General features: G+C 66.9%; 19 protein-coding genes. 15 read left to right on the top strand and 4 right to left on the bottom strand.

What is annotated here, in order from left to right:
* The first annotated feature begins 54 nt into the window (after nucleotides 1-54).
* From LuPra_RS08105 to LuPra_RS08090, 4 genes are all read left to right on the top strand, one after another.
* Nucleotides 55-1,131, top strand: a complete 1,077-nt coding sequence (locus tag LuPra_RS08105) for an ABC transporter ATP-binding protein (protein WP_110170284.1) — start codon at nucleotides 55-57, stop codon at nucleotides 1,129-1,131.
* Nucleotides 1,128-1,970, top strand: coding sequence for an ABC transporter permease (locus LuPra_RS08100; RefSeq protein WP_110170283.1), 843 nt, complete (start codon nucleotides 1,128-1,130; stop codon nucleotides 1,968-1,970). The genes LuPra_RS08105 and LuPra_RS08100 overlap by 4 nt, the downstream gene beginning before the upstream one ends.
* A 2-nt stretch (nucleotides 1,971-1,972) precedes the next feature.
* On the top strand, nucleotides 1,973-3,817 hold the full coding sequence (locus LuPra_RS08095) for an extracellular solute-binding protein (protein ID WP_110170282.1): 1,845 nt from the start codon (nucleotides 1,973-1,975) through the stop codon (nucleotides 3,815-3,817).
* Between the two features lie 156 nt (nucleotides 3,818-3,973).
* Nucleotides 3,974-4,210: a DUF892 family protein gene (locus tag LuPra_RS08090; protein ID WP_110170281.1), complete on the top strand. Its 237-nt coding sequence runs from the start codon at nucleotides 3,974-3,976 to the stop codon at nucleotides 4,208-4,210.
* 55 nt (nucleotides 4,211-4,265) lie between these two features.
* Here the strand turns inward: LuPra_RS08090 and LuPra_RS08085 are convergent, their stop codons facing one another.
* A complete protein-coding gene (locus LuPra_RS08085; protein WP_157898883.1) occupies nucleotides 4,266-4,487 on the bottom strand; it encodes a hypothetical protein in 222 nt (73 codons plus the stop codon).
* 161 nt (nucleotides 4,488-4,648) lie between these two features.
* On the opposite strand from LuPra_RS08085, the gene phoU reads away from it, so the two are divergent.
* The 9 genes from phoU to LuPra_RS08040 all read left to right on the top strand — a co-directional run bounded on the left by phoU (nucleotide 4,649) and on the right by LuPra_RS08040 (nucleotide 12,979).
* The gene (gene phoU / locus LuPra_RS08080) at nucleotides 4,649-5,746 is read left to right on the top strand and encodes a phosphate signaling complex protein PhoU (protein ID WP_234800785.1); all 1,098 of its coding nucleotides are present in this window, start codon (nucleotides 4,649-4,651) and stop codon (nucleotides 5,744-5,746) included.
* A 5-nt stretch (nucleotides 5,747-5,751) separates the two neighbouring features.
* On the top strand, nucleotides 5,752-6,687 hold the full coding sequence (locus LuPra_RS08075; RefSeq protein WP_110170278.1) for a phosphate ABC transporter substrate-binding protein: 936 nt from the start codon (nucleotides 5,752-5,754) through the stop codon (nucleotides 6,685-6,687).
* Nucleotides 6,684-7,607, top strand: coding sequence for a phosphate ABC transporter permease subunit PstC (gene pstC, locus LuPra_RS08070; protein WP_234800784.1), 924 nt, complete (start codon nucleotides 6,684-6,686; stop codon nucleotides 7,605-7,607). Before LuPra_RS08075 ends, pstC begins: the two co-directional genes overlap by 4 nt.
* Before the next feature lie 3 nt (nucleotides 7,608-7,610).
* Nucleotides 7,611-8,495 (top strand): phosphate ABC transporter permease PstA, encoded by an 885-nt coding sequence (pstA, locus tag LuPra_RS08065; RefSeq protein ID WP_110170277.1) that lies wholly within the window; start codon nucleotides 7,611-7,613, stop codon nucleotides 8,493-8,495.
* 11 nt (nucleotides 8,496-8,506) lie between these two features.
* The gene (locus LuPra_RS08060) at nucleotides 8,507-9,268 is read left to right on the top strand and encodes a phosphate ABC transporter ATP-binding protein (RefSeq protein ID WP_110170276.1); all 762 of its coding nucleotides are present in this window, start codon (nucleotides 8,507-8,509) and stop codon (nucleotides 9,266-9,268) included.
* Nucleotides 9,265-10,044: a phosphate ABC transporter ATP-binding protein gene (locus LuPra_RS08055; protein WP_110170275.1), complete on the top strand. Its 780-nt coding sequence runs from the start codon at nucleotides 9,265-9,267 to the stop codon at nucleotides 10,042-10,044. Before LuPra_RS08060 ends, LuPra_RS08055 begins: the two co-directional genes overlap by 4 nt.
* A 67-nt stretch (nucleotides 10,045-10,111) precedes the next feature.
* On the top strand, nucleotides 10,112-11,107 hold the full coding sequence (locus LuPra_RS08050; protein ID WP_110170274.1) for an aldo/keto reductase: 996 nt from the start codon (nucleotides 10,112-10,114) through the stop codon (nucleotides 11,105-11,107).
* A 5-nt stretch (nucleotides 11,108-11,112) separates the two neighbouring features.
* Complete coding sequence (locus LuPra_RS08045) at nucleotides 11,113-12,051, top strand: SDR family oxidoreductase (protein ID WP_234800783.1); 939 nt, start codon at nucleotides 11,113-11,115, stop codon at nucleotides 12,049-12,051.
* A gap of 430 nt (nucleotides 12,052-12,481) precedes the next feature.
* The gene (locus tag LuPra_RS08040; protein WP_110170272.1) at nucleotides 12,482-12,979 is read left to right on the top strand and encodes a sensor histidine kinase; all 498 of its coding nucleotides are present in this window, start codon (nucleotides 12,482-12,484) and stop codon (nucleotides 12,977-12,979) included.
* A gap of 49 nt (nucleotides 12,980-13,028) precedes the next feature.
* Here the strand turns inward: LuPra_RS08040 and LuPra_RS08035 are convergent, their stop codons facing one another.
* Entirely contained in the window at nucleotides 13,029-14,966 is a 1,938-nt protein-coding gene (locus LuPra_RS08035; protein WP_162271327.1) for a multicopper oxidase domain-containing protein, read from the bottom strand.
* 183 nt (nucleotides 14,967-15,149) lie between these two features.
* On the opposite strand from LuPra_RS08035, the gene LuPra_RS08030 reads away from it, so the two are divergent.
* The gene (locus tag LuPra_RS08030; RefSeq protein WP_110170270.1) at nucleotides 15,150-17,606 is read left to right on the top strand and encodes an ABC transporter permease; all 2,457 of its coding nucleotides are present in this window, start codon (nucleotides 15,150-15,152) and stop codon (nucleotides 17,604-17,606) included.
* Nucleotides 17,607-17,687: 81 nt separating this feature from the next.
* Here LuPra_RS08030 and LuPra_RS08025 read toward each other — a convergent pair whose 3' ends face one another.
* Complete coding sequence (locus tag LuPra_RS08025) at nucleotides 17,688-18,002, bottom strand: hypothetical protein (protein ID WP_110170269.1); 315 nt, start codon at nucleotides 18,000-18,002, stop codon at nucleotides 17,688-17,690.
* A 13-nt stretch (nucleotides 18,003-18,015) separates the two neighbouring features.
* Entirely contained in the window at nucleotides 18,016-19,149 is a 1,134-nt protein-coding gene (locus tag LuPra_RS08020) for a hypothetical protein (protein WP_110170268.1), read from the bottom strand.
* A gap of 186 nt (nucleotides 19,150-19,335) precedes the next feature.
* Between LuPra_RS08020 and LuPra_RS08015 the strand changes: the two genes are divergently transcribed.
* Nucleotides 19,336-20,943 carry a phage tail sheath family protein gene (locus LuPra_RS08015; RefSeq protein ID WP_110170267.1) on the top strand — a complete coding sequence of 536 codons (1,608 nt, stop codon included), beginning with the start codon at nucleotides 19,336-19,338 and terminating at the stop codon, nucleotides 20,941-20,943.
* Nucleotides 20,944-20,946: the final 3 nt, after the last annotated feature.

Genomic DNA, 20,946 nt, shown 5'->3' with positions numbered 1-20,946 from the left:
TGGCGTATCATTCGTGCCCACATTCCTGGCGGGCCACTCGAGGGAACGAATCTGATGAAGGGCGAACTTCAGATCCGCGGCGTGACAAAGAGTTACGGCCAGGTGCGCGCCGTGCTCGACGTCTCACTGGACGTGCGGCCAGGAGAGTTCGTCACGCTGCTGGGCCCATCAGGCTGCGGCAAGACCACCCTGCTCCGTCTGGTGGCCGGCTTCGAGCAGCCCGACGCTGGCACGATCACGATTTCGGGACACGACGCGACTGGGCTGCCGGCTCACAAGCGCCCGGTCAATACGGTCTTCCAGCAGTACGCGCTGTTCCCGCATCGGACTGTGTTCGGCAACGTCGCGTTCGGCCTCGAGATCAAGAAGCGCGACGAGCACGAGATCGAGAGTCGCGTCGCGAGCGCGCTCGAACTGGTGCAGATGAAGGACCTCGGCGGCCGATCGGTCCACGAGATCTCGGGCGGTCAGAAGCAGAGGGTGGCGCTCGCGCGCGCCCTGGTGCTCGAGCCCGACGTGCTGCTGCTGGACGAGCCGATGGCCGCGCTCGATCTGAAGTTGCGCCAGCAGATGCAGCTCGAGCTCAAGAACCTGCAGGAACGGCTCAGGATCACGTTCGTCTTCGTCACCCACGATCAGGACGAGGCCCTCGTGATGTCGGACAGAATCGTGGTGATGAACGCAGGCCGCATCGAGCAGGTCGACGGCCCGGAGGAGCTGTACGAGAAACCGCGGACCCGTTTTGCGGCGGAGTTCCTGGGCGTCGCCAATCTCCTGCAGGCGACGGTCCAGGGTCGCCAGGACGGGGTCGTGGTCCTTCGCACGAAGGGCGGGCTCGACCTGCTGGCGCGCGACGACGGGGGCTACCGCGACGGGACGGCAGTGTGGGTGGGTCTGCGCCCGGAGAAGATCAGCCTGGTGGACCGCGAGGCCAACGCGTTCAAGGGCATCATCGACGACGAGGTCTTCCTCGGCGACTGGACCGACTGGCGGGTTCGCGTGGGCGACGAGGTGCTCAGCGTCGGCGAAGGCAATGTGCTCGCTCGCGGCCGCAGGCGTGGCGACGCGGTGCAGGTGTCGTTTTCACCCGACGAGGTTCTCCGTCTGGATGACACCGAGGCGCGGCGATGAAGGCCAGCGCGCGTCAGGGCTGGCTGCTTCTGCTGCCGGCGCTCGTCATGCTCGTCGCGCTCTTCTACCTGCCTCAGCTCCTGATGTTTGTGGTCTCACTGGGGCGGCGGTCCGCGTATGGCACCGTCGTACAGGATGTCTCGGCTGGTAACTACGCGCGCGCGTTCGAGCCCCTCTATCTGATGGTGCTCGGGCGAAGTCTCGTGCTGGCCACGGCCACCACCGTACTCTGCCTGCTGATCGGCTACCCGGTGGCCTGGTGGCTCGCGCGGCGGGTCGCGCCGAAGTGGCGCAATGCGCTGCTCGTGCTCGTGATCCTCCCGTTCTGGACCAGCTTCCTGGTGCGCATGTACGCGTGGATCGTCCTGCTGCGGTCGGATGGCGTCGTCAATGCCGGCCTCGTCGCCATCGGCCTGCCACAAGTGGAGTTGCTGTACAACGACTTCGCGGTCCTGCTGGGACAGGTGTACGGCGAACTCCCGTTCATGATGATTCCGCTCTACCTGTCGCTGGAGAAGCTCGATCCCGGGCTCCTCGAAGCGGCGGCAGATCTGGGCGCCGGTTTCCGGGAATCGTTCCGGCGCGTCGTCGTGCCACAGACCATGCCCGGGATCGTCGCCGGGTGCGTACTCGTCTTCATCCCATCGCTCGGGGCATACCTCGCGCCCGACCTGCTGGGTGGCGGACGAACGGCCTACATCGGCAACCTGATTCAGAGCCAGTTCGTCGTGGCGCGGGATATGCCCTTCGGTGCCGCCCTCTCCTTCGTGCTGTCCCTGGTGGTTGGACTCCTCCTGCTCCTGTTGCGCCGATCGCTGCAGTCGGCCCAGAGCGTGTGACGATGACAGCAGCAGGCCGGCGCTCGTTGTTGGCGAGCATGCTCCTCACGGCGCTGTCACTCGTCACCTATCTGTTTCTCTACGCGCCGATCATCGTGCTCGTGGCGCTCTCGTTCAATCGCAGCCGGTTGTCGGCGTCGTGGGGAGGGTTCACGCTGGACTGGTATGCGAAAGCGGCGAGCAATCCGGCCATTCTCTCGTCGCTCCGCAACAGCCTGATCGTGGCGTTTGCGACGACGGTGATCGCCTCTGTGGCGGCCACCGCGGGGGCGCTCGCCTTTCATCGCCACCGGTTCCGACAGCGCGGACTGCTCGAAGGCCTCATCACCATCCCGACGGTGGCGCCGGAGATCGTGCTCGCCACCTCGATGCTGCTGCTCTTTGCGTCGGCTGGCCTGCGCCTCGGGTTTCTCACGATCATTCTCTCGCACGTCGCCTTCACGCTGTCGTATGCCTTCGTCGTGGTCAAGGCACGAATCGCGGGCTTCGACCACAGCCTCGAAGAGGCGGCCATGGATCTCGGCGCCGGCCCGGTGACCACCTTCTTCAAGGTGACGCTGCCAGCCATCCTGCCGGCGGTGATGGCTGCCGCGCTCCTCGTCTTCGCGCTGTCGATCGACGATTACGTCGTCACCTCGTTCGTGGCCGGCGTGGGCGCGACGACGCTGCCACTGCAGATCTACTCGATGGTGAAGAGCGGCATCTCTCCCGAGATCAATGCCGTGTCCACGGTGCTGCTGGCCGCGACGGCGCTGCTCCTGTTTGCCGCGTTCCTGTTCGAGCAGGGGCGATCGGCGCGAACAGCCGCACTCCCCGCCCTCTTCGGCCTCGCGTTGCTTGGCTCGCCGTTCGTATTGGCCGGTCCGGGCACGGCTGGGTCCCAGAAGGTCCTCAACCTGTACATCTGGTCGAACTACATCGCTCCTGAAACGATCGCGAAGTTCGAGGCCAGACACGGCGTCAAGGTGCAGGTGGACCTCTACGACTCCAACGAGGCATTGCTGGCGAAGCTGCAGGCGGGCAACGCCGGCTACGACATCATCGTCCCATCGGACTATTCGGTACAGGTGCTCATCGCGCAGCACCTCCTGCAACCTCTTGACCACTCTGCGCTGCCGAACATGCGCAACCTCGATCCCGGCTTCCTCGACCGTTCGTACGATCACGGCAACCGGTACTCTGTGCCCTACTTCTGGGGCACGACCGGAATCGCGTACGACCGCACCAAGGTTGCCGCCCCGGTGGACTCATGGTCCGCGCTCTGGGACCCGCGGTATGCCGGCCGCGTGCTGATGCTCGACGACGCGCGTGAAGCATTCGGGGCCGCACTCAAGCTGCGAGGTCGCAGCCACAACAGCACTGACCCGCGCCTGCTCGAGGCCGCGCGCGATGACCTGCTCCGGCAGAAAGCCCTCGTCCGCGCCTACAACTCGACGAATTTCGAGGACGTGCTGCTCTCGGGTGACGTCTGGCTGGCGCAGGGCTGGAACGGCCAGTTCGCCAAGGCGATGGACGAGAACCCGAACCTGGTCTACGTGATTCCGAAGGAAGGCTCGACGTTGTTCATCGACAACCTCGCCATCCCGTCAGATGCGCGCAATCGGGAGCTGGCCCACGCCTTCATCGACTTCACGATGGAACCCGAGATCGCCGCGGAGATCTGCCGGACGATGAAGTACTCGAGCCCGAACCAGGCCGCGTGGCCGCTGCTGCCCGAAGCAGTCCGGAAGCACACGGCGGTGTTCCCGCCGAAGGAAGTGCTGCAGCGCCTCGAACTGCTCGAAGACCTGGGCGACACGACGGTGCTCTACGATCGGCTCTGGACCGAAGTGAAGAGCGGCCGCTGAGCGAGCCTCGCCCGATGGAGCGAGATGAGGCGAACGGTCTTCCTCCCCCGCTGTTGCGGCGATTGGCTCGTTCGCGCTGGCGTCCCTCGCCGCCGCCCAGCATCGACCAGTCGGTGATCCGGGGGAGAGCCATGGCCAACACAGGCACGCTGCACGATGCGTTCGTTCACGAGCTGCGCGATAGCTACGACGCTGAGCGCCAACTGTCTGGTTGCGTGGGCTCAGGCTATGGGGCATACCGAGGCGGTCGGCCCGCTGCAACCGAACCTGGACGAAGAGACGGCTGCCAACAGGCGCCTGACCAACCTCGCCGAAGGTGGCCTGAACGATGCGGCCACGCCTTCGGTCCAGAAGGAGGACGCGTCGCAGCCATCGGCCCCGAGCAAGAAGTGACGCAAGAAGGAGCAGCGGTGAGTCCGACGTTCGCCGTGTAGAACGATCCGTCACGTCAACTGTTGACCGGGGCCGCGAGCGGCAGGATTGCGGCCGCCGCGAGATGGAGTGCCGTATCTCCGAGGTACAACTGATGCGGCACTTCCTCCACCAGGCGCTCGTCGCCGACGCGCGCCGCAGCGATCTCGGGCATCGCTCGTACGAGCCGCACCGCCTCGGCTTCGTCGGCGACGACGGCAGCCAGAAGCTCGACAAGAGTCGTCGATGTGTTCGACATGTTCGGCATCGGCACGTCACGCGAACTGCGGTTAGAGTATCAACGAGCACGCGGTGCGCCCCGCTCGGCACATCGTTCGCGTCGCTCGATCGAGCTGGGTTACCAACACGCCTCGTCATACGGTTGTTACATCGGCGTACTCCAATCCGAAAGCGATGACGATGGGCAGCCAGCTCGAAGCGAGCCTGCAGCACGACATGAACCTGATCCGCCAGGCGGTCAAGGAAATGGCAGGTCAGTGCGAGCGGGCCGTACGCGGCGCGCTCGATGCACTCGTGAACGGCAAGCAGCAGTCCGCCTACCTGGTGATCCTGCGTGACGAGCGGATCGACGACCTCGAGCAGCAACTGGATCGTCTCGCGCTGGAGTTCCTCGTGCGGCAGCAGCCGGCTGCCGGGCACCTGCGCTTCGCGTTCGCCGCCCTGAAGATCAGCACGGAACTGGAGCGCATCGGTGACCACGCCGAGGGCGTCGCTCGCCGGGTCCTGAAGCTGCACGAGGTTCATCCCGACATTCACGCCGAGCCTTTTGCCGAGATGGGAGAAGCTGCACTCGCGATGCTGAAGGACGGCGTCCGGGCGTTCCTCGAGGCTGACGCCGAACTTGCCCGCAACACGATGGCGGCCGAGCGGACGGTCAACAAGATGCGTCAGCGAATCGACAAGGACCTGATGCGCAGGCAAGCCGCGGGCGAGTTCGGGCTCGAGGCGTATGCGCTGCTTTCCACGGTCAGTCGCCGCATCGAGCGGGTCGCCGACGAAATCCGCAACATGTGCGCCGAAACGCTCTACATGTGTACGGGCGACTTCGCGAAGCACAAGGCGCCCGAGGCGTTCCGCATCCTGTTCGTGGATGAGCACAACCACTGTCGCAGCCAGATGGCGGAGGCCATCGCCACCACCGTGGCGCACCCCCGCCTCATCTTCAGCAGCGCGGGGCTCGAGCCCAGCCCGATCGACCCGCGACTGGCGGAGTTCCTGGCGGAGAAGGGGCTGGACATCATCGATCACCACCGCCCCAAGTCGCTGGACCAGATCCCGAACCTCGAGGTCTACCACGTGGTGGTGTCCTTCGACACTGACGTCTATACGTGGCTGCGCGTTCGCCGGACGCCGACCGTGGTCTTCGACTGGCACGTCGAGGACCCGTCCGATCTGCCCGGCACGCTGGCCGAGACCCGCCAGGCGTACGAGGACGCGTTTGCCGTCATCCGCAACCACCTGCAGGACCTGGTCGAGGCCATCGTTCGCCAGGACTAGCGCACATGGCGTCCCTCCTGGCCCGTCGTCTGCAGGCTGCTGGCGCGCTCGCGCTGGCTGCGCTCGGCACTGCGTCCTGCCAACGCAGCACGGCCTCGGAACGGACGGTGCTGCTCAATCGCGGTTCCGACACCATGATCAACGTGGCGCAGGCCTGGGCCGAGGAGTACGCGAAGGTCGCACCAGGCGTGTCGGTCGAGGTCGCCGGCGGCGGGTCGGGAGTGGGCATTGCGGCCTTGATCGACGGCACGGTACAGATCGCCAACAGCAGTCGGCCGATGAAGCCGGCCGAGCAGGAAGCGACGCGGACCGCGCGCGGCGCCGACCCGGTCGAGCACGTCACCGGCTACGACGCATTGGTCGTCTACGTCCATGCGAAGAATCCCGTGCAGTCGATGACCCTCGAACAGTTGCGGGACCTGTTCGCCGAGGGTGGGCGCATCTCGCGGTGGTCCGACTTCGGGGTTCGCCATGACGCCTGCCCGCGCGACACGATCATCCGCATCAGCCGCCAGTCGAGTTCGGGGACGTACGACTTCTTCCGCGAGGCGGCCCTCGACAAGCACGACTTCAAGCTCGGCACGCTGGAACTCAACGGGTCCAAGGAGGTCGTGGAACTGGTCGCCCACACGCCGTGCGCCATCGGCTACAGCGGCATGGGCTACGCCACCCCGGGTGTGAAGATGTTGTCGTTGTCACGGGAAGGCGGACCACCGGTGGCGCCGACCGTCCAGGCGACGCTCGACAGGAGCTACCCGATTGCGCGGCCGCTTTACATGTATACGGTCGGCCAGCCCGAGGGCGAGACGAAACGCTACCTCGATTGGATCCACTCGCCGCCCGGGCAGCGTATCGTGTCGGCCGTCGGCTATGTGCCGCTCCCCGCTTCGGAAACCGGTCCCGTCCCCGCACCGCCGAGCCCGAGCGAGGTCCACCCGTGACCGAGGGCGCGCCAGGCTCGATCGGGTTCCGGCGGTCGTGGCATTCGCTGGCCGCCGAGCGCGGGATCGAGGCGCTGATCACGGTGTGCGGCATCAGCGCCGTGATCCTGGTGGGGGGAATCTTCTTCTTCGTGTTCCGCGAAGCGCTCCCCGTGCTGGCCAGCCCCAACTTCAGTCTGGGCGAGTTCCTCTTCAGCGTCGAGTGGTATCCGACCTCGGTGACCGACGTTCGCTACGGCGTGCTCGCGATGATCGTAGGCACGCTCGCGGTGACCGCGCTGGCCATGGCCATTGCGGTGCCGTTCGGCATCGGCGGGGCCATCTACCTGTCAGAGTTCTGCGGGCCGAAGGTGCGCGAGACGTTGAAGGTCGTCATCGAACTCCTCGCCGCCATCCCGTCGGTGGTGTGGGGCTTCCTCGGCCTCACCGTCGTGAACCAGTTGCTGATCACGGTGTTCGACGCGGCGGTGGGCCTGAACGCGCTCAACGCCGGACTCCTGCTCGCGCTCATGAGCCTGCCGATCATCGTCTCGATCGGCGAGGACGCGCTCAAGGCCGTGCCCGACTCGTACCGTGAAGCCGGCATCGCGCTGGGCGCGACGCGCTGGCAACTGGTCTACCGCGTCCTCCTGCCCGGAGCGCGCAACGGCCTGCTGGCGGCGGTGCTGCTCGGCGTGGGGCGCGCCGTGGGTGAGACGATGGCCGTGCTGATGGCCACAGGGCACGCGGTGCAGATTCCGGGCGGCTTGCTCGATCCCGTACGCACGCTGACCGCCAACATCGCGTCGGAGATGGGCGAGGTGAGCAAGGACTCGGAACATTACCGCGTGCTCTTTGCCATCGGCGTGCTCCTCTTCGGCATCACGTTCCTGGTCAACCTCGCCGCCGATCTCGTGGTGCGCGGCGTGCGCCGCAGGTAAGCCATGTTCGAGGCTGGCCCGGAGGTCCTCCGCAGACTCAGGCACGACCGTATCGCCAACGTGGTGCTGGGCGCGGTGACGTTGTGCATCGTCCTGCCGCTGTTCGCGATTCTCGGGTACCTCGTGGTGAAGGGGTGGCCCTCGCTCTCGATCGCCTTCCTGCTGGAACCACCACGCGACATGCAGACGAAGGGCGGCATCTGGCCGGCGCTGATAGGGACGGTCTATCTCGTCGGCGTCTCGCTGGCCATCGCGGCGCCCGTTGGCGTGCTCGCGGCCGTCTACCTCAACGAGTACGCGCGCGACACGTGGTTCACACGACTCATTCACGTGGCGGTCATCAACCTCGCCGGCGTGCCCAGCATCGTCCATGCACTCTTCGGGCTCGGCGCCTTCGTGCTCGCCGCCGGGCTCGGGCAGTCGATCCTGGCGGCCTCGCTCACCCTGGCCGTCATGACGCTCCCCGTGATCATCGCAAGCACCCGCGAGTCGCTCGCGGCCGTTCCGCGCTCCTTCCGGGAGGCCTGCTGGAACGTCGGCGCCACGCGTTGGCAGACGATCCGAGGCGTGGTGCTGCCCAACGCCATCAGCGGCATCCTGACGGGCGTGATCCTGCAGGTCTCGAGAGCGGCAGGGGAAACGGCGCCGATCCTCTTCACGGGCGCTGTGATGTACAAGGTCGTCGACAAGGGCGATTTGTTCCCGTACCGACTCACCGAAAGCGCGATGGCCCTGGCCACGCACCTCTACAACCTGGCGACCCAGATCAACGGCGCGCCCGACTCGCTACAATTCGCCACGGCGACGGTGCTCGTGGGCGCCGTGCTCCTCATCAACTCCACTGCGGTGGTCCTCCGCGCGGTCCTGCGCAACCGCAAGAAGTGGTAGGCGGCACCGGCATGAGCGCGGCGTCGGTCATTCGGGTGCATGACCTCCGGATCCGGTACGGGACCACGGAGGTGCTCCATGGAATCTCCTTCGACGTGCGGCGTGGAGAGATCCTCGGCGTCATCGGTCCGGCGCAGTCGGGCAAGACCTCCATGCTGCGGTGCCTGAATCGCACGCTGGAGTTCACCCCCGGGGCGCGGATGCAAGGCCTCGTCGAGGTGGACGGCGAGGACATCCATCGCACGCGCGATGTCTACGCGCTCCGCCGCAAGATCGGGATGGTGGCACCCCTTCCTGTGGGCCTGCCTCTCTCGATCTACGACAACGTCGCGTTCGCCCCTCGTGCGGCGGGCCTCACCGCGCGCTCTGACCTCGACGAGCTCGTGGAGCGCTGCCTGACGCAGGCGGCGCTGTGGGACGAGGTGAAAGACAGGCTCGACAGCCTTGGCACCAAGCTCTCCGGAGGGCAGCAGCAGCGCCTGACGATCGCCAGGGCGCTGTCGCACAGGCCGAGCATCCTCTGTCTTGACGAGTTCTCGATTGCCATCGACCCGGTCACGACCATGCGCATCGAGGACGTGCTCAAGCGCCTCAAGGCCGAGATGACCATCATCCTGGTGACCAATCTCACCCAGCAGGCGCGACGCCTCGCCGACCGGACGATGTTCCTGCTCGACGGCGAGATCGTCGAACTCGCGACCACCGCGCTGGTGTTCTCTGACAAGCCTGGCGACCGGCGCACGTACGACTACGTGAGCGGGATCTTCGGATGAGCAGCGCTCCGGCCGCCTTCGGTATCGAGACGCGTGCGCTCAACCTCTGGTATGGCGACTTCCAGGCGTTGCGGGACGTGTCGCTCCGGATCCGTCCGCAGCTGATCACGTCGTTGATCGGCCCGTCTGGCTGCGGCAAGTCGACGCTGCTGCGCTGCTTCAACCGGGTGAACGAGCGCTACGGCTACGTCCGTACGACGGGCGCGATCGAGGTCCTCGGGCAGAACATCTACGCCCCAGAGGTCTCGCTGGTGGCATTGCGCAAGGCCGTCGGCATGGTGTTCCAGCGCCCGAACCCGCTGCCGATCTCCGTGTACGAAAATGTAGTCTTCGGCTTGCGCGTCCACGCGGATCGGAAGCAACTCACCCGCGCGGTGCTGGACGAGGCCGTGGAGACCGCACTTGGCGAGGTGGGACTCTGGGCCGACCTGAAGGATCGGTTGCACGCCCGCGCCACGAGCTTGCAGCTGGAGCAGCAGCAGAAGCTGTGCATCGCGCGGTTGCTGCCGCTGAAGCCGAGCGTGATCCTGATGGACGAACCGTGCTCGGCGCTCGATACCGCCGGCACGCGCGCCGTCGAGGAACTGATGTTTGTCCTCAAGCAGCGCTTCACGATCCTGATCGTGACGCACAACATGTCGCAGGCTCGCCGGGTCAGCGACGAATGCGTGTTCATGTTGCTCGGCGAGGTGGTCGAGCACACGCGGACAGAGCAGCTGTTCCTCACACCGCACGACACTCGCACTGCCGACTATGTCGAAGGCCGCTACGGCTAGTGACGGCACAGCGCCATACCTCGCTGTTTGTCTTGCCGAAGCCACACGGGCGCGCTACCTTCGAGCCATGGACTCGCCACAACCGCAGCGCCGTCAACTCGGGACCAGCGGTCCCGTCGTGTTTCCGCTGGCCCTGGGCTGCATGGGCATGTCCGATTTCTACGGCCCAGCCGACGAGGCCGAGAGCATCGCGACGATTCACGCGGCGCTCGATGCCGGGGTCACGCTGCTCGATACCGGCGACTACTATGCCGCCGGGCATAACGAACTGCTGATCGGGCGAGCGTTGCGCGATCGTCGCGACAAGGCGCTGGTCTCGGTCAAGTTCGGGGCGCTGCGCGGGGCAGACGGCAGTTGGCTCGGCATGGATGCGCGGCCGAGCGCGGTGAGAAACTTTCTCGCGTACAGCCTGACGCGCCTTGGCCTGGACCACGTCGACATCTATCGTCCGGGCCGGCTCGATCCCAACGTGCCCATCGAGGACACCGTCGGCGCGATCGCGGACCTCGTCAAGGCCGGGTACGTGCGGGCCATCGGCTTGTCGGAGGTGGGACCGGACACCATTCGTCGCGCCCAGGCGGTCCATCCCATCAGCGATCTCCAGATTGAGTACTCGTTGGTGAGCCGCTCGCCCGAGACGCAGATCTTTCCGCTCCTGTCGGAGTTGGGCATCGGGGTGACGGCCTACGGTGTGCTGTCGCGCGGGTTGCTGAGTGGTTCCAAGCCCAGTGCGGCCAGGGACTTTCGCGCGCATCTCCCGCGCTTCCGTGGAGAGAATCGCGAGCGCAATCAACGCCTGATTGACGCGTTGCAGACACTGGCGTCGGAGAAGGGCGTGACGGTCTCGAAGCTGGCTATTGCCTGGGTGCTCGCGAAAGGTCCCGACATCGTGCCGCTCATCGGCGCGCGAAAGCGATCGCAACTGACCGAATCGCTCGACGCGCTTCAGATCGAGCTCTCGCCAGCAGACGTCGCTCGTCTCGAAGAGGCCGTGCCGCCATCGGCCGTGGCCGGCACACGGTACGACGAACACCAGATGCGGATGCTCGACAGCGAGCGATGAGACACGTGCGCGTTGCCCTCTTCGGTGCCGCTGGGGCCATCGGGCAAAGCATCGCGAAGGCGTTCAGTGCGCACGGGACGCCTTACCGGGTGGTGGGCCGATCGCGGGACGCGCTCGCTGCAGCCTTCGGCGCCGATCCGCTGGCCGAGATCGTCACGTGGAACCCCGACGATCCCGCATCCGTCCAGGCGGCTGCGGCCGGCGTCGACGTGATCGTCTATCTCGTTGGCGTGAACTACTGGCAATTCGACCTGCATCCGCGGCTGATGAAGCAGACGCTCGACGGCGCCATCGCTGCGGGCGTGAAGCGCCTCGTGCTCATCGGCACCGTCTATCCGTACGGGCGCCCGCGAACGACGCCGGTTCGTGAGGAACATCCCCGCGAGCCGCACACCTTCAAGGGGCGCATGCGCAAGGCGCAGGAGGATCTGCTGCTCGCCGCGCATGCCGAGGGGAGGATCCAGGCGACCGTGCTGCGCCTGCCTGACTTCTACGGGCCTGGCGTGGACAAGAGCTTCCTGCATGCCGCGTTCATCGCCGCCGTGAATGGCGGAGTCGCGAACATGATTGGTCCTCTCGACAAGTCCCACGAGTTCGTGTTCGTGCCGGACGTGGGGCCCGTGGTGGCGCGCCTGACGGATACACCGAACGCGTACGGACGCGTCTGGCACCTCGCGGGGGCCGGTGTGACGACGCAGCGTGCGCTCATCGAGGAAATCGAGCAGCAGATCGGACATCGGCTGCGCGTGCGCGTCGCCGGAAAGACGATGCTCCGGCTCATCGGTCTGTTCAACCCGCTGATGCGCGAGATGGTGGAGATGCACTATCTCCTGACCGATCCCGTGTTGATGGACGACAGCGCCTTGCAGGGCCTGCTCGGCGCACTACCGAAGACGCCGTACGCGGAGGGAGTCCGGCGGTGCCTGGCGGCGCTCCCTCAGTGAGCTGTCCTCAGCTCGTTGGGCGCATCGATGTAGCGGGTGTCCGTGGGACCGATGCCTGAGATTTGAACGAGCACCGGCTCGGCGCCGGTATGCGCAAAGTGAGGACCGCCGGCTGGCTCGGAATAGACCACGTACGACCCGGATACGTCTTTCACTACAACCAGAACATCCGCCCGGCCTTGAGTAATCGCGTGGTGGTCCGATGACGCGGATGGCGTGATGGCCGGCATTTCCTTGCACTTCTGAAGCGGCGTCCTTCGGACGGGACCTGTGCTTTTGCTCGCGCATCGAGCGGTTTCAACGATAATCGCCGGGTGCACACATGTGACTCGGTGACGCTTGTCACCAGGCTGGCGCCGTCGCCGGCCATGTCGCCGCGCTCCGCGCGCGGCCGAATCTGCCGCAGCGTCCGAACGGCACGCGCGCAGCCATGACATCCGTCATCGTCTGGCTCGAAGCCGCCAGGATGTCCGTGAGTCTGGCGGTGTGGGATCTGGCCCAGATGGCGCGCGATGTGTGCGCGGCACTGGGGGCCAGTCTCGTGGAGGTACCACCCATCGACATCGAAAGCGCTGAGGTCGTGCATGTGACCTGCGACGGCGCGCTCGTCCGCAGGGTCATCGAGAACCTGGTCAGCAACGGCCTCAAGCACTCGCCGAGGGGCGCCAGGGTGCGCATCTCGATCGCGTGCGGCGACAGCCACGCGCGTGTGGCGGTCCACGACCAGGGGCGCGGGGTGCGCCCGGACGCCAGGGAGAAGATCTTCGAGAAGTTCGGAACGGTCGAGACTCGACAGGCCTCGATTCACAACTCCGTCGGATTGGGTCTCGCCTTCTGCAAACTCGCGATCGAGGCGCACGGCGGCACCATTGGCGTCGATCCAGGGGTGCCGGCAGGCAGCACGTTCTGGTTCGAACTCCCGCTGTGATCGCGGGCACCCCGGGGGGCAGGCGTGCGCGTCTGTGTCTTCTGCGGGGTCAGCGCACGGTGATTGGCATCGTCACCAGCAACTGGCCAACAGCGCTCGTGACGTCCACGTGCATCGCGCCGCCTTGCGCGGGCGCGAACTCGAAGTCGTACGCCTCGCCGTTGCCCATCTGGATCTCCGCGGGACCTTCGGTGCGACGTTCGGCGGGCAGGTCCATGCCGTCCTTGGCCACGCCCGTCCACGTTGCCAGGGTCGTGCCCTCCAGCAGGCGCATGCGCATGGCGGGGCGGAACGTGTGAAGGTTGATGAACCGCAGCCGATATCGCTGGCCCACGCGCATCTGGAGTGGCGCGGGTGTGGACGAGCCGTTGAGCAGCACGACCGCGCTGTCGGCATCCTTTCGCGGGACGGTCACGACGAGCACGATGTCGTGCTCGGGGTCGTAGGCGGACGGGTCGTCGAGCACGAGCAAAGCGCCGGTCAGCCCCGCCTGCTGTTGCCGGAGTTCGTCGACGTGGGAGTGATACATGAACGTGCCGGAGCGCGGCGGCGTGAAGCGGGCCTCGAACGTGGCGCCCGGGGCGATCACCGGCGCGATGCGCTTTCCCTGGCCGGCGAACCCGGGGACACCGTCGAAATAGCTCTCCAGCTCGATCCCGTGCCAGTGCACCGACGTGGGATCGGGCAGCTCGTTGACAACGGCAATGCTCACAGGTTCGCCGCGCTTCAAGAGGATCGTCGGGCCGACGGCCGACAACACCGGTGACGCCGGCGAGCCGTTGTCCAACGCATACCCAAACGCAGGCTCGGCATCGGTGCCCCCTGTGCCCACGCGCACGGCCAGGCGCAACTGACGGCGGTTTCCTGCCGGCTCCGGCGCCTCCGCGCTGGCACCAGTCACGGTGATACCCATGACGGGTCCCACCATCATCTCCAGGGCATGGTTCTCCACGTGTCGATGGGCATTGGCTTCCGGCGGAGGTGCCCCGTCGAGCGGCCCGCCGCGCACGATGTGCTCGGTATCGTGGCAGTGGAACAGCCAGTTGCCGGGTCGCGTGGGCTTCCACGTCAGCGCGAACGTGGAGCCAATCGCCATCCGTTCGGTCACGACGAGTCGTGGCGGTGAGCCGTCAGGCAGCAGCGCATGCGCACGCTCATCGCCCCGCCCGTCGACGTTGAAGTAGAAACCGTGCAAGTGCATGGGGTGCACGCCGTCGCTCGCGTTCACCAGTCGCATCCGAACCACGTCGCCCACCCGATACTCCAGCCGCTCGGTCTGCGGCCACGAGCGTCCGTTGATCGCGTACCGGAACGTGCGCCGTTCGTCGCCGAGGGGCAAATCGTTGTCCCACCCCGTGACCACCAGTACACGGTCTGCCGCTGGGCGATCGTCGCGTGGATCGACGATGAAAGCCCCGGACAGCTGTGTGTCGCGTCCCTTCCGGTCATCGAGCGTAGTTGCCGCGTCAGGCGCGGCCCAGTAGTAGTACGTGCCCGCCCGCCCCGCGAGGAACCGGACCTCCCGGGTTTCGCCGGGGGGCACAACCAGGGGAGCGGATGCATCCGGGGACGCGGCAGGGCGTGTGTAGAGCCCGTGTACGACAATCGCACCCGCGAGGCGGTTGCTGATGTACGCGTGCACCTTCGTGCCTTCGATCACACGTACGAGGGGTGCCGGCACCTCCAGCGGCTGGCCGGCGACGGCGAATGCACTCACCAGCAGGCCCGGTGACTGCGCGCCGTCGGGCCGCCACTCACCCTCCCTGGCCTCGAGCCGCACGGTCAGCGTACTGGCCTCCAGCGTGCCCGCACTCCTCCGGTTGTCATTGGCGACGATCGGCTCGAGCGTCAGCGGAGCAGCGGTCACGGTGCCCGAAACGATCGCCGGCCGCTCCGATGAAGCCCAGCACGTTGCGATGCCCAGGATCAGCGCCGTCGTGATCACCGGCGCGGTTGCACGAAGCGGTCCGGCGTCGAGTCGCACCATGGAGCCTCCCAGGAGCCTCGGGAATGTAGTGCCCGGGAGTGCACACGCGACGGAAGGGCTTGGCGAATCTTTCGCGTGACGCAGGCGCGAGCGCAACATTTGACACAGTAGCACCGTCCCATTGCACAGCCCGGACTCCAGCAACGTCAGGTGTACGGCCGGGTCCGGCCAGGAGCCTCTCTCATGTACCAGATCTGGCACGACCTGCGGCACGCGCTGCGTCTCCTCCGCAAGACCCCGGGCTTCACCGCCGTCGCGATCCTGACCCTCGGGCTCGGACTGGGCACCTGCACAGCCATCTACACCGTGGTCTACGGCGTGCTCCTCCGGCCGCTGCCGTATCCGCAACCCGATCGCATCATGCAGCTGTGGCAGATCACGGCGCGCACCACCCAGGGCCAGTTCTCGGACCCGAACTACGACGACCTTTGCGACCAGAACCACACGTTCGAGTCGATGGCGGCGTTCTCCGTGAATGTGACGTCGGTCACCGGCGGGGCGAGCCCGGTTCGCGTCACGTACGCCGGGATCTCGCGCGACATGCTGCGGGTGCTCGGCATGCGGCCGCGGCTCGGCCGCGCCTTCACGCCGGACGAGCAGGTACTGGGTGCCAATCCTGCGGTCCTGGTCAGCCACGGCTTCTGGCGCGAACAGCTCGGGAGCAATCCGGACCTTTCGGGGATCACCCTGAAGTTCGATGACCGGACCTATGACGTGATCGGGGTCATGCCGCAGGAATTCCGGGTCCCCGCGGACGCCCAGCTCTGGGTGCCGCGCGAACTGGAGCCGCGATTGCCTTCACGCACCGCGCACAACTGGCGCGTCATCGGCCGCCTGCGCGACGGGGCGACACTGCAGCAGGCGCGCAACGATTTGCGCGGCATTGCGCAGCGGCTCAAGCAGCAATACGGCGATGACACGACGATGGTGGACGTCGCAGTCGTGCCGCTGCACGATCAGTTGGTCGGTCGCGTCAGGCCGCTCCTCCTCATCCTTCTCGGCGCGGTCGGCTGCCTCCTCCTCGTCGCGTGCGCCAACGTCGTCAACCTGCTGTTGACGCGCGCGACGACGCGCCAGCGCGAACTGGCGGTACGCGCGGCGCTCGGCGCGAGCCGCGTGCAGCTGTTGACGCCGTTCCTCAGCGAGTCGTTCGTGCTGGCCATCGCGGGCGGGCTCCTCGGCGTGCTCGTGGCGTCCGTGGGCGTGCGCGGCCTGCTGCAGATGGAACCTGGCGGCCTGCCGCGGCTCGACGACATCGCCGTGAGCTGGCCCGTCCTCGCGTTCGCGTTCGCCGTCTCCCTCGTGACCGCCCTGCTCCTCGGCGTGCTCGCGGCCACGCGCGCGATGAAGGCCGACACCTTCGCACGGCTCAAGGAGAGCCAGCGGACGATGGCGGGTGGGGCGTCGAGCCGCCTGCGCAGCGCGCTGGTGGTCGTGCAGCTCGCGGTCTCGCTCGTGCTGCTGATCGGTGCCGGCCTGCTCGGGCGCAGCTTCCTGCACCTCATGCAACAGCGGACCGGGTTCCGTACGGAGCATCTCGTCACGATGGAACTCGCCGGGTCGGCCAGCGCTGGCAACGAGGCCGAGGCGCTGCTCCGGCGGCGCATCGGGTTCCACGACGAGATTCAGGCGCTGCTGCGCACGCTGCCCGGCGTGACCGAGGTCGGCGGCATCGACGCGTTCCCGCTGACCGGGTTCGGCGCCGACGGCTGGTTCCTGATCCTCAACGGGACACCGCCGCCACGGGACTTCGACGAGTTTGTCGCGATGATCCGCAACAAGGAACGGGCCGGCAGCGCGGAGTTCCGCATCGCCAGCCCGGGCTACTTCAAGACAATGGGGATTCCCCTCATCCGGGGCCGGCTGTTCGAGGAGCGAGACACGATCGACGCCCCGCACGTGGCGGTGATCAACGAGGCGCTGGCGAAGAGCCGCTGGCCCGATCGCGATCCGATCGGCCTGCAGATCGAATACGGCAACATGGACGGCGACCTGCGTCCGTACACCATCGTCGGCATCGTCGCCGACACGCGCGACGGCGGCATCGCAGCGGCCCCGTCGCCGATGTTCTACGGCAACGCGCGGCAGCGGCCGCGTGGCGTCGCGACGTTCACGATCGTCGCGCACACCACTGGCGAGCCGTCCGACCTGATCGGGCGTGCCGGCCAGATCGTGCGCATGCTGGACCCGGACGTTCCGCCGCGCTTCCGCACCATCAGGCAGATCGTGGGGCAATCGGTGGCGGATCGCCGCTTCAGCCTGGTGCTGCTCACGGCCTTCGCAGGGTCGGCGCTGCTGCTCGCGGTGATCGGCATCTACGGCGTGATGTCGTACGTCGTCACGCTGCGGACGCAGGAGATCGGTGTCCGAGTGGCGCTTGGCGCGAAGCCGGGGGACATTGCGCGCCTCGTGCTCGGGCAGGGCGCGCGGCTGATCGTGGCGGGGCTCGTGATCGGCCTGATCGGGGCGGGGCTGCTGACGCGGCTCTTGAGCACGATGCTGTTCGAGATCACGCCGACCGACCCCGTGACGTACGCGGCCGTCGCGGGCGTGCTCGCGCTGACTGCGGTCGCTGCGTGCCAAGTCCCGGCGTGGCGGGCGACGCGCGTTGACCCGCTGACCGCGCTCCGATCGGAGTGAGCGGCGAGGGTCGCGATCTGGTCTCGTCACTGTGCCGGCCAGCCTGGTCGCTCCGCGCATGGCCGGCTCGGAGAGCCGGCCCTACCGGAGCCCGCCCGTCAACTCGGCCAATAGACCGGGCACTGCTTCGGCGGCGGCCGGTGGTGCGGTCACGAGCAGGCGCACCTCGTGCGCGCTCTCCTGCAGGTCGAACTGCAGGAACGGGCAGCACGTGCGTTCCTGTTCCACCAGTTGGCGGACGCGTGCGGCTGCCTCGGGCGCGTAGCGCAGGTCGAGCGTAAGCCCGCGGCGCTCGGCGTGCCGGAGCGCGTCCCGGCTGAGGGACGCGATCTCGGCGAGCCTGGTGCGGTAGTCGGTCGCCGACAGGGTGCAGGCAATCGGGGTCTCGGCGGCCATGGGACAGTATCGATCAAGGTCTTGCCGGCGTGACGCTCCGGTAGAAGATCGCTGCATCGTAGGAATCTGCGAAATACACCAGGCGTGCTTCCGCCGCCGATCGCCGCGCCTCGGGCACCTGGTGCAGCGCCTGGCGAATCAGCCTCAGGTCGAACACCGTCGCGGGATGCCGCGCGATCGATGCGAGAAACGCCAGTCCCGGGTCATCGAGATCCCCGGCGAAATCGACCGATTTGCCGCCCAGCGCGATCTGGCCGCCACCGGCGAATTCGACGACGTTGAATACCCGATCGCCATTGGCCGCCGCGAGTTCAGCCACGAAGTTGCCCAACGTCGACACGCCGCGGCTGTCGATGCCTCGATGCAGGTGATTGCCACCGAAGCGGAGCATGACCCTGGGCCGGCCGTTCGATTGCCAATAGGCGAACAACAGCTCCTTCATCAGCACTTCTCGCCGGGTAGACGCCTGCAAGCGCGTATTCGGGCTCATGCGATCGACTTCGATCTGCAGGGTGCGAATGATGCTGTCGCGGAGCGACACACCCCCGATCGTGACGTCGTTGATCGCCCCCGCCGATCGTACGTGCTGCAACAGCCCGGGAGCAGCCGCGCGTTGATAACCTCCCTGCGTGAGCGTGAGCCCCGACTGCAACTCGCCGTTCGCGGGGTTGGCGGCAGCCAACGCCTGAATCAGCGCCTGCGGCCGGGGTTCCTCCATGTCACATCCCCAGAGCACTGCGCGCGCGCCGGTCCGCTGTTCGGCGACAAACGCCACGTCTGACCGCGTCCATGAGAACGACCGTTGAATCGCATTGACGTCCCCCTGGTCAGGAAACTCGAGGCTCGTCGCTGCCCATGGACTGAGTTCGGCCGCGATGTGACGGTAGCCGAGCTTCGACATCTCGGGCCACAGCACTCGTAGCAACGCCGGCGTCTCGTTGTCGCCGTGCATCTCGCCCAACATGAAGAACGCCGACTTCGCAGACTCGTCGATCAGGAAGGTCCGGCCGTCGCGCGCGAGGTCGTACTGTGCGTTCTGCAGCGTTACGGAGATTCCCTCGCTGACCTGGCCATTCGTGGGGCATGGAGCGAGCAACGGCAGAGCGGAGGCGAGGACCCACGATCCAGCGAGACGCATGCTGACCATGACGTCCAATCTCTTCAGATGGTTCAGACGGCCCGGCAACAAAATGATGAGTTTCGCGCCACATCCTCGAGCTGGACAGTGATCCGTTGGACGAGACACATGCGTGTACGGGAACGCCACCGCGGACGTTTGAGGCAATAGTCCGAGGATCGGCGTGCGCGAGGGCCACGCCCGAGGAGGAGTCCCATGCCCGTGTCCGTCAGCTACCCCGGCGTGTACGTCGAGGAACTTCCCAGTGGCGTCCGCACGATTGCCGGAGTGGCGACCTCGATCACCGCGTTTGTCGGCAAGGCACTACGCGGCCCCGTCAATGAACCTGTCACGCTCACGAACTATGGCGACTTCGAACGTACATTCGGAGGCCTCCACGTGTCGCTGCCGCTCGGCTATGCGGTGCGCGACTTCTTCCTGAACGGCGGCGCGCAGGCGGTCGTCGTCCGGCTCTACAAGAAGCCCGCGACGGCAGCCGGCACGGCGACGCTCGAGGTGTCGGAGCTGACGTTGCAAGCCGCGTCGCCCGGCGCATGGGGCATGCAGCTGCGCGCGCGCGTGGACAAGAAGGCCGCCACTGACCCCAACCTCGTGGCTGCCGCGCAGCGGCTTGGCGTCCCACCCGCCGACGTGTTCGACCTGACGCTCCGTGACGGGATCACCGGCGCGATCGAGAGCCACCTCAACCTCACAACGAAGGAGAGCGCGCGGCGCGCCGATCGCGTGCTCGCCAACGAGTCCTTGCAGGCGAGGGTGGCGAGCAGCGTTGCGTTGCCCAAGGATGCGAGCCCTGCCAAGCACGTCGGTGCGCTCACCGACGTCGACGTCTGGACCGCCGCCGCCAAGTCCACCGCAGCCAAGTCGGACGCTGCTGACGCGGGCACCGACAGCGATCCGATCGGAACAGCCGACTACAAGGGCAGCGCCGCGAACAAGACCGGGCTCTACGCCCTCGAGAAGACGGACCTGTTCAACCTGCTCTGCATCGCTGCTGACGCACGGGGTGGCGACGTTCCAGACGACGTGTACCAGGAGGCCATGGCCTACTGCGCGAAGCGGCGAGCGTTGCTGATTGTCGACGCCAAGGCCGGGTGGACGACCGTGCCTGCCGCGCAATCCGGCGCTGCCGGCATGGGCCTGAACGGAGACGCGGCGCGCAATGCGGCGATCTACTTCCCGCGCATTCGCCAGGCCGACTCGAAACTCGATGGCCTCGTGGACACGTTCGCCGCAGCCGGCATGGTCGCGGGTGTGCTGGCCCGCACCGACGGCCAGCGCGGCGTGTGGAAGGCGCCGGCGGGTCTCGATGCCTCGCTGAACGGCGTCGCCGGGCTGAGCGTCGAGATGACTGACGCCGAGAACGGGCTGCTGAATCCGCTCGGCATCAACTGCCTGCGCAGCTTCCCCGTGCACGGTCGTGTCGTGTGGGGCGCGCGCACGCTGCGCGGCGCCGACGCCGCCGCCGACGAATACAAGTACGTGCCCGTGCGCCGCACGGCGCTCTACATCGAGGAGAGCCTGTACCGCGGGCTCAAGTGGGTGGTCTTCGAACCCAACGACGAGCCGCTCTGGGCCCAGATCCGGCTGAACGCCGGCGCGTTCATGCACAACCTCTTCAGGCAGGGCGCGTTCCAGGGCCGCACACCGCGTGAGGCGTATCTCGTCAAATGCGACCGCGAGACGACGACACAGAACGACATCAACCTCGGCATCGTGAACATCCTCGTCGGCTTCGCGCCGCTGAGGCCGGCCGAGTTCGTGATCATCAGGCTGCAGCAGCTCGCCGGCCAGATCCAGGCCTGAGCG

The sequence above is a fragment of the Luteitalea pratensis genome, assembly GCF_001618865.1.
In the GTDB taxonomy this organism is placed as follows: Bacteria; Acidobacteriota; Vicinamibacteria; order Vicinamibacterales; family Vicinamibacteraceae; genus Luteitalea; species Luteitalea pratensis.
The sequence above is the reverse complement of the archived record's forward strand: the minus strand, read 5'-3'. Positions and strand labels throughout refer to the sequence as shown.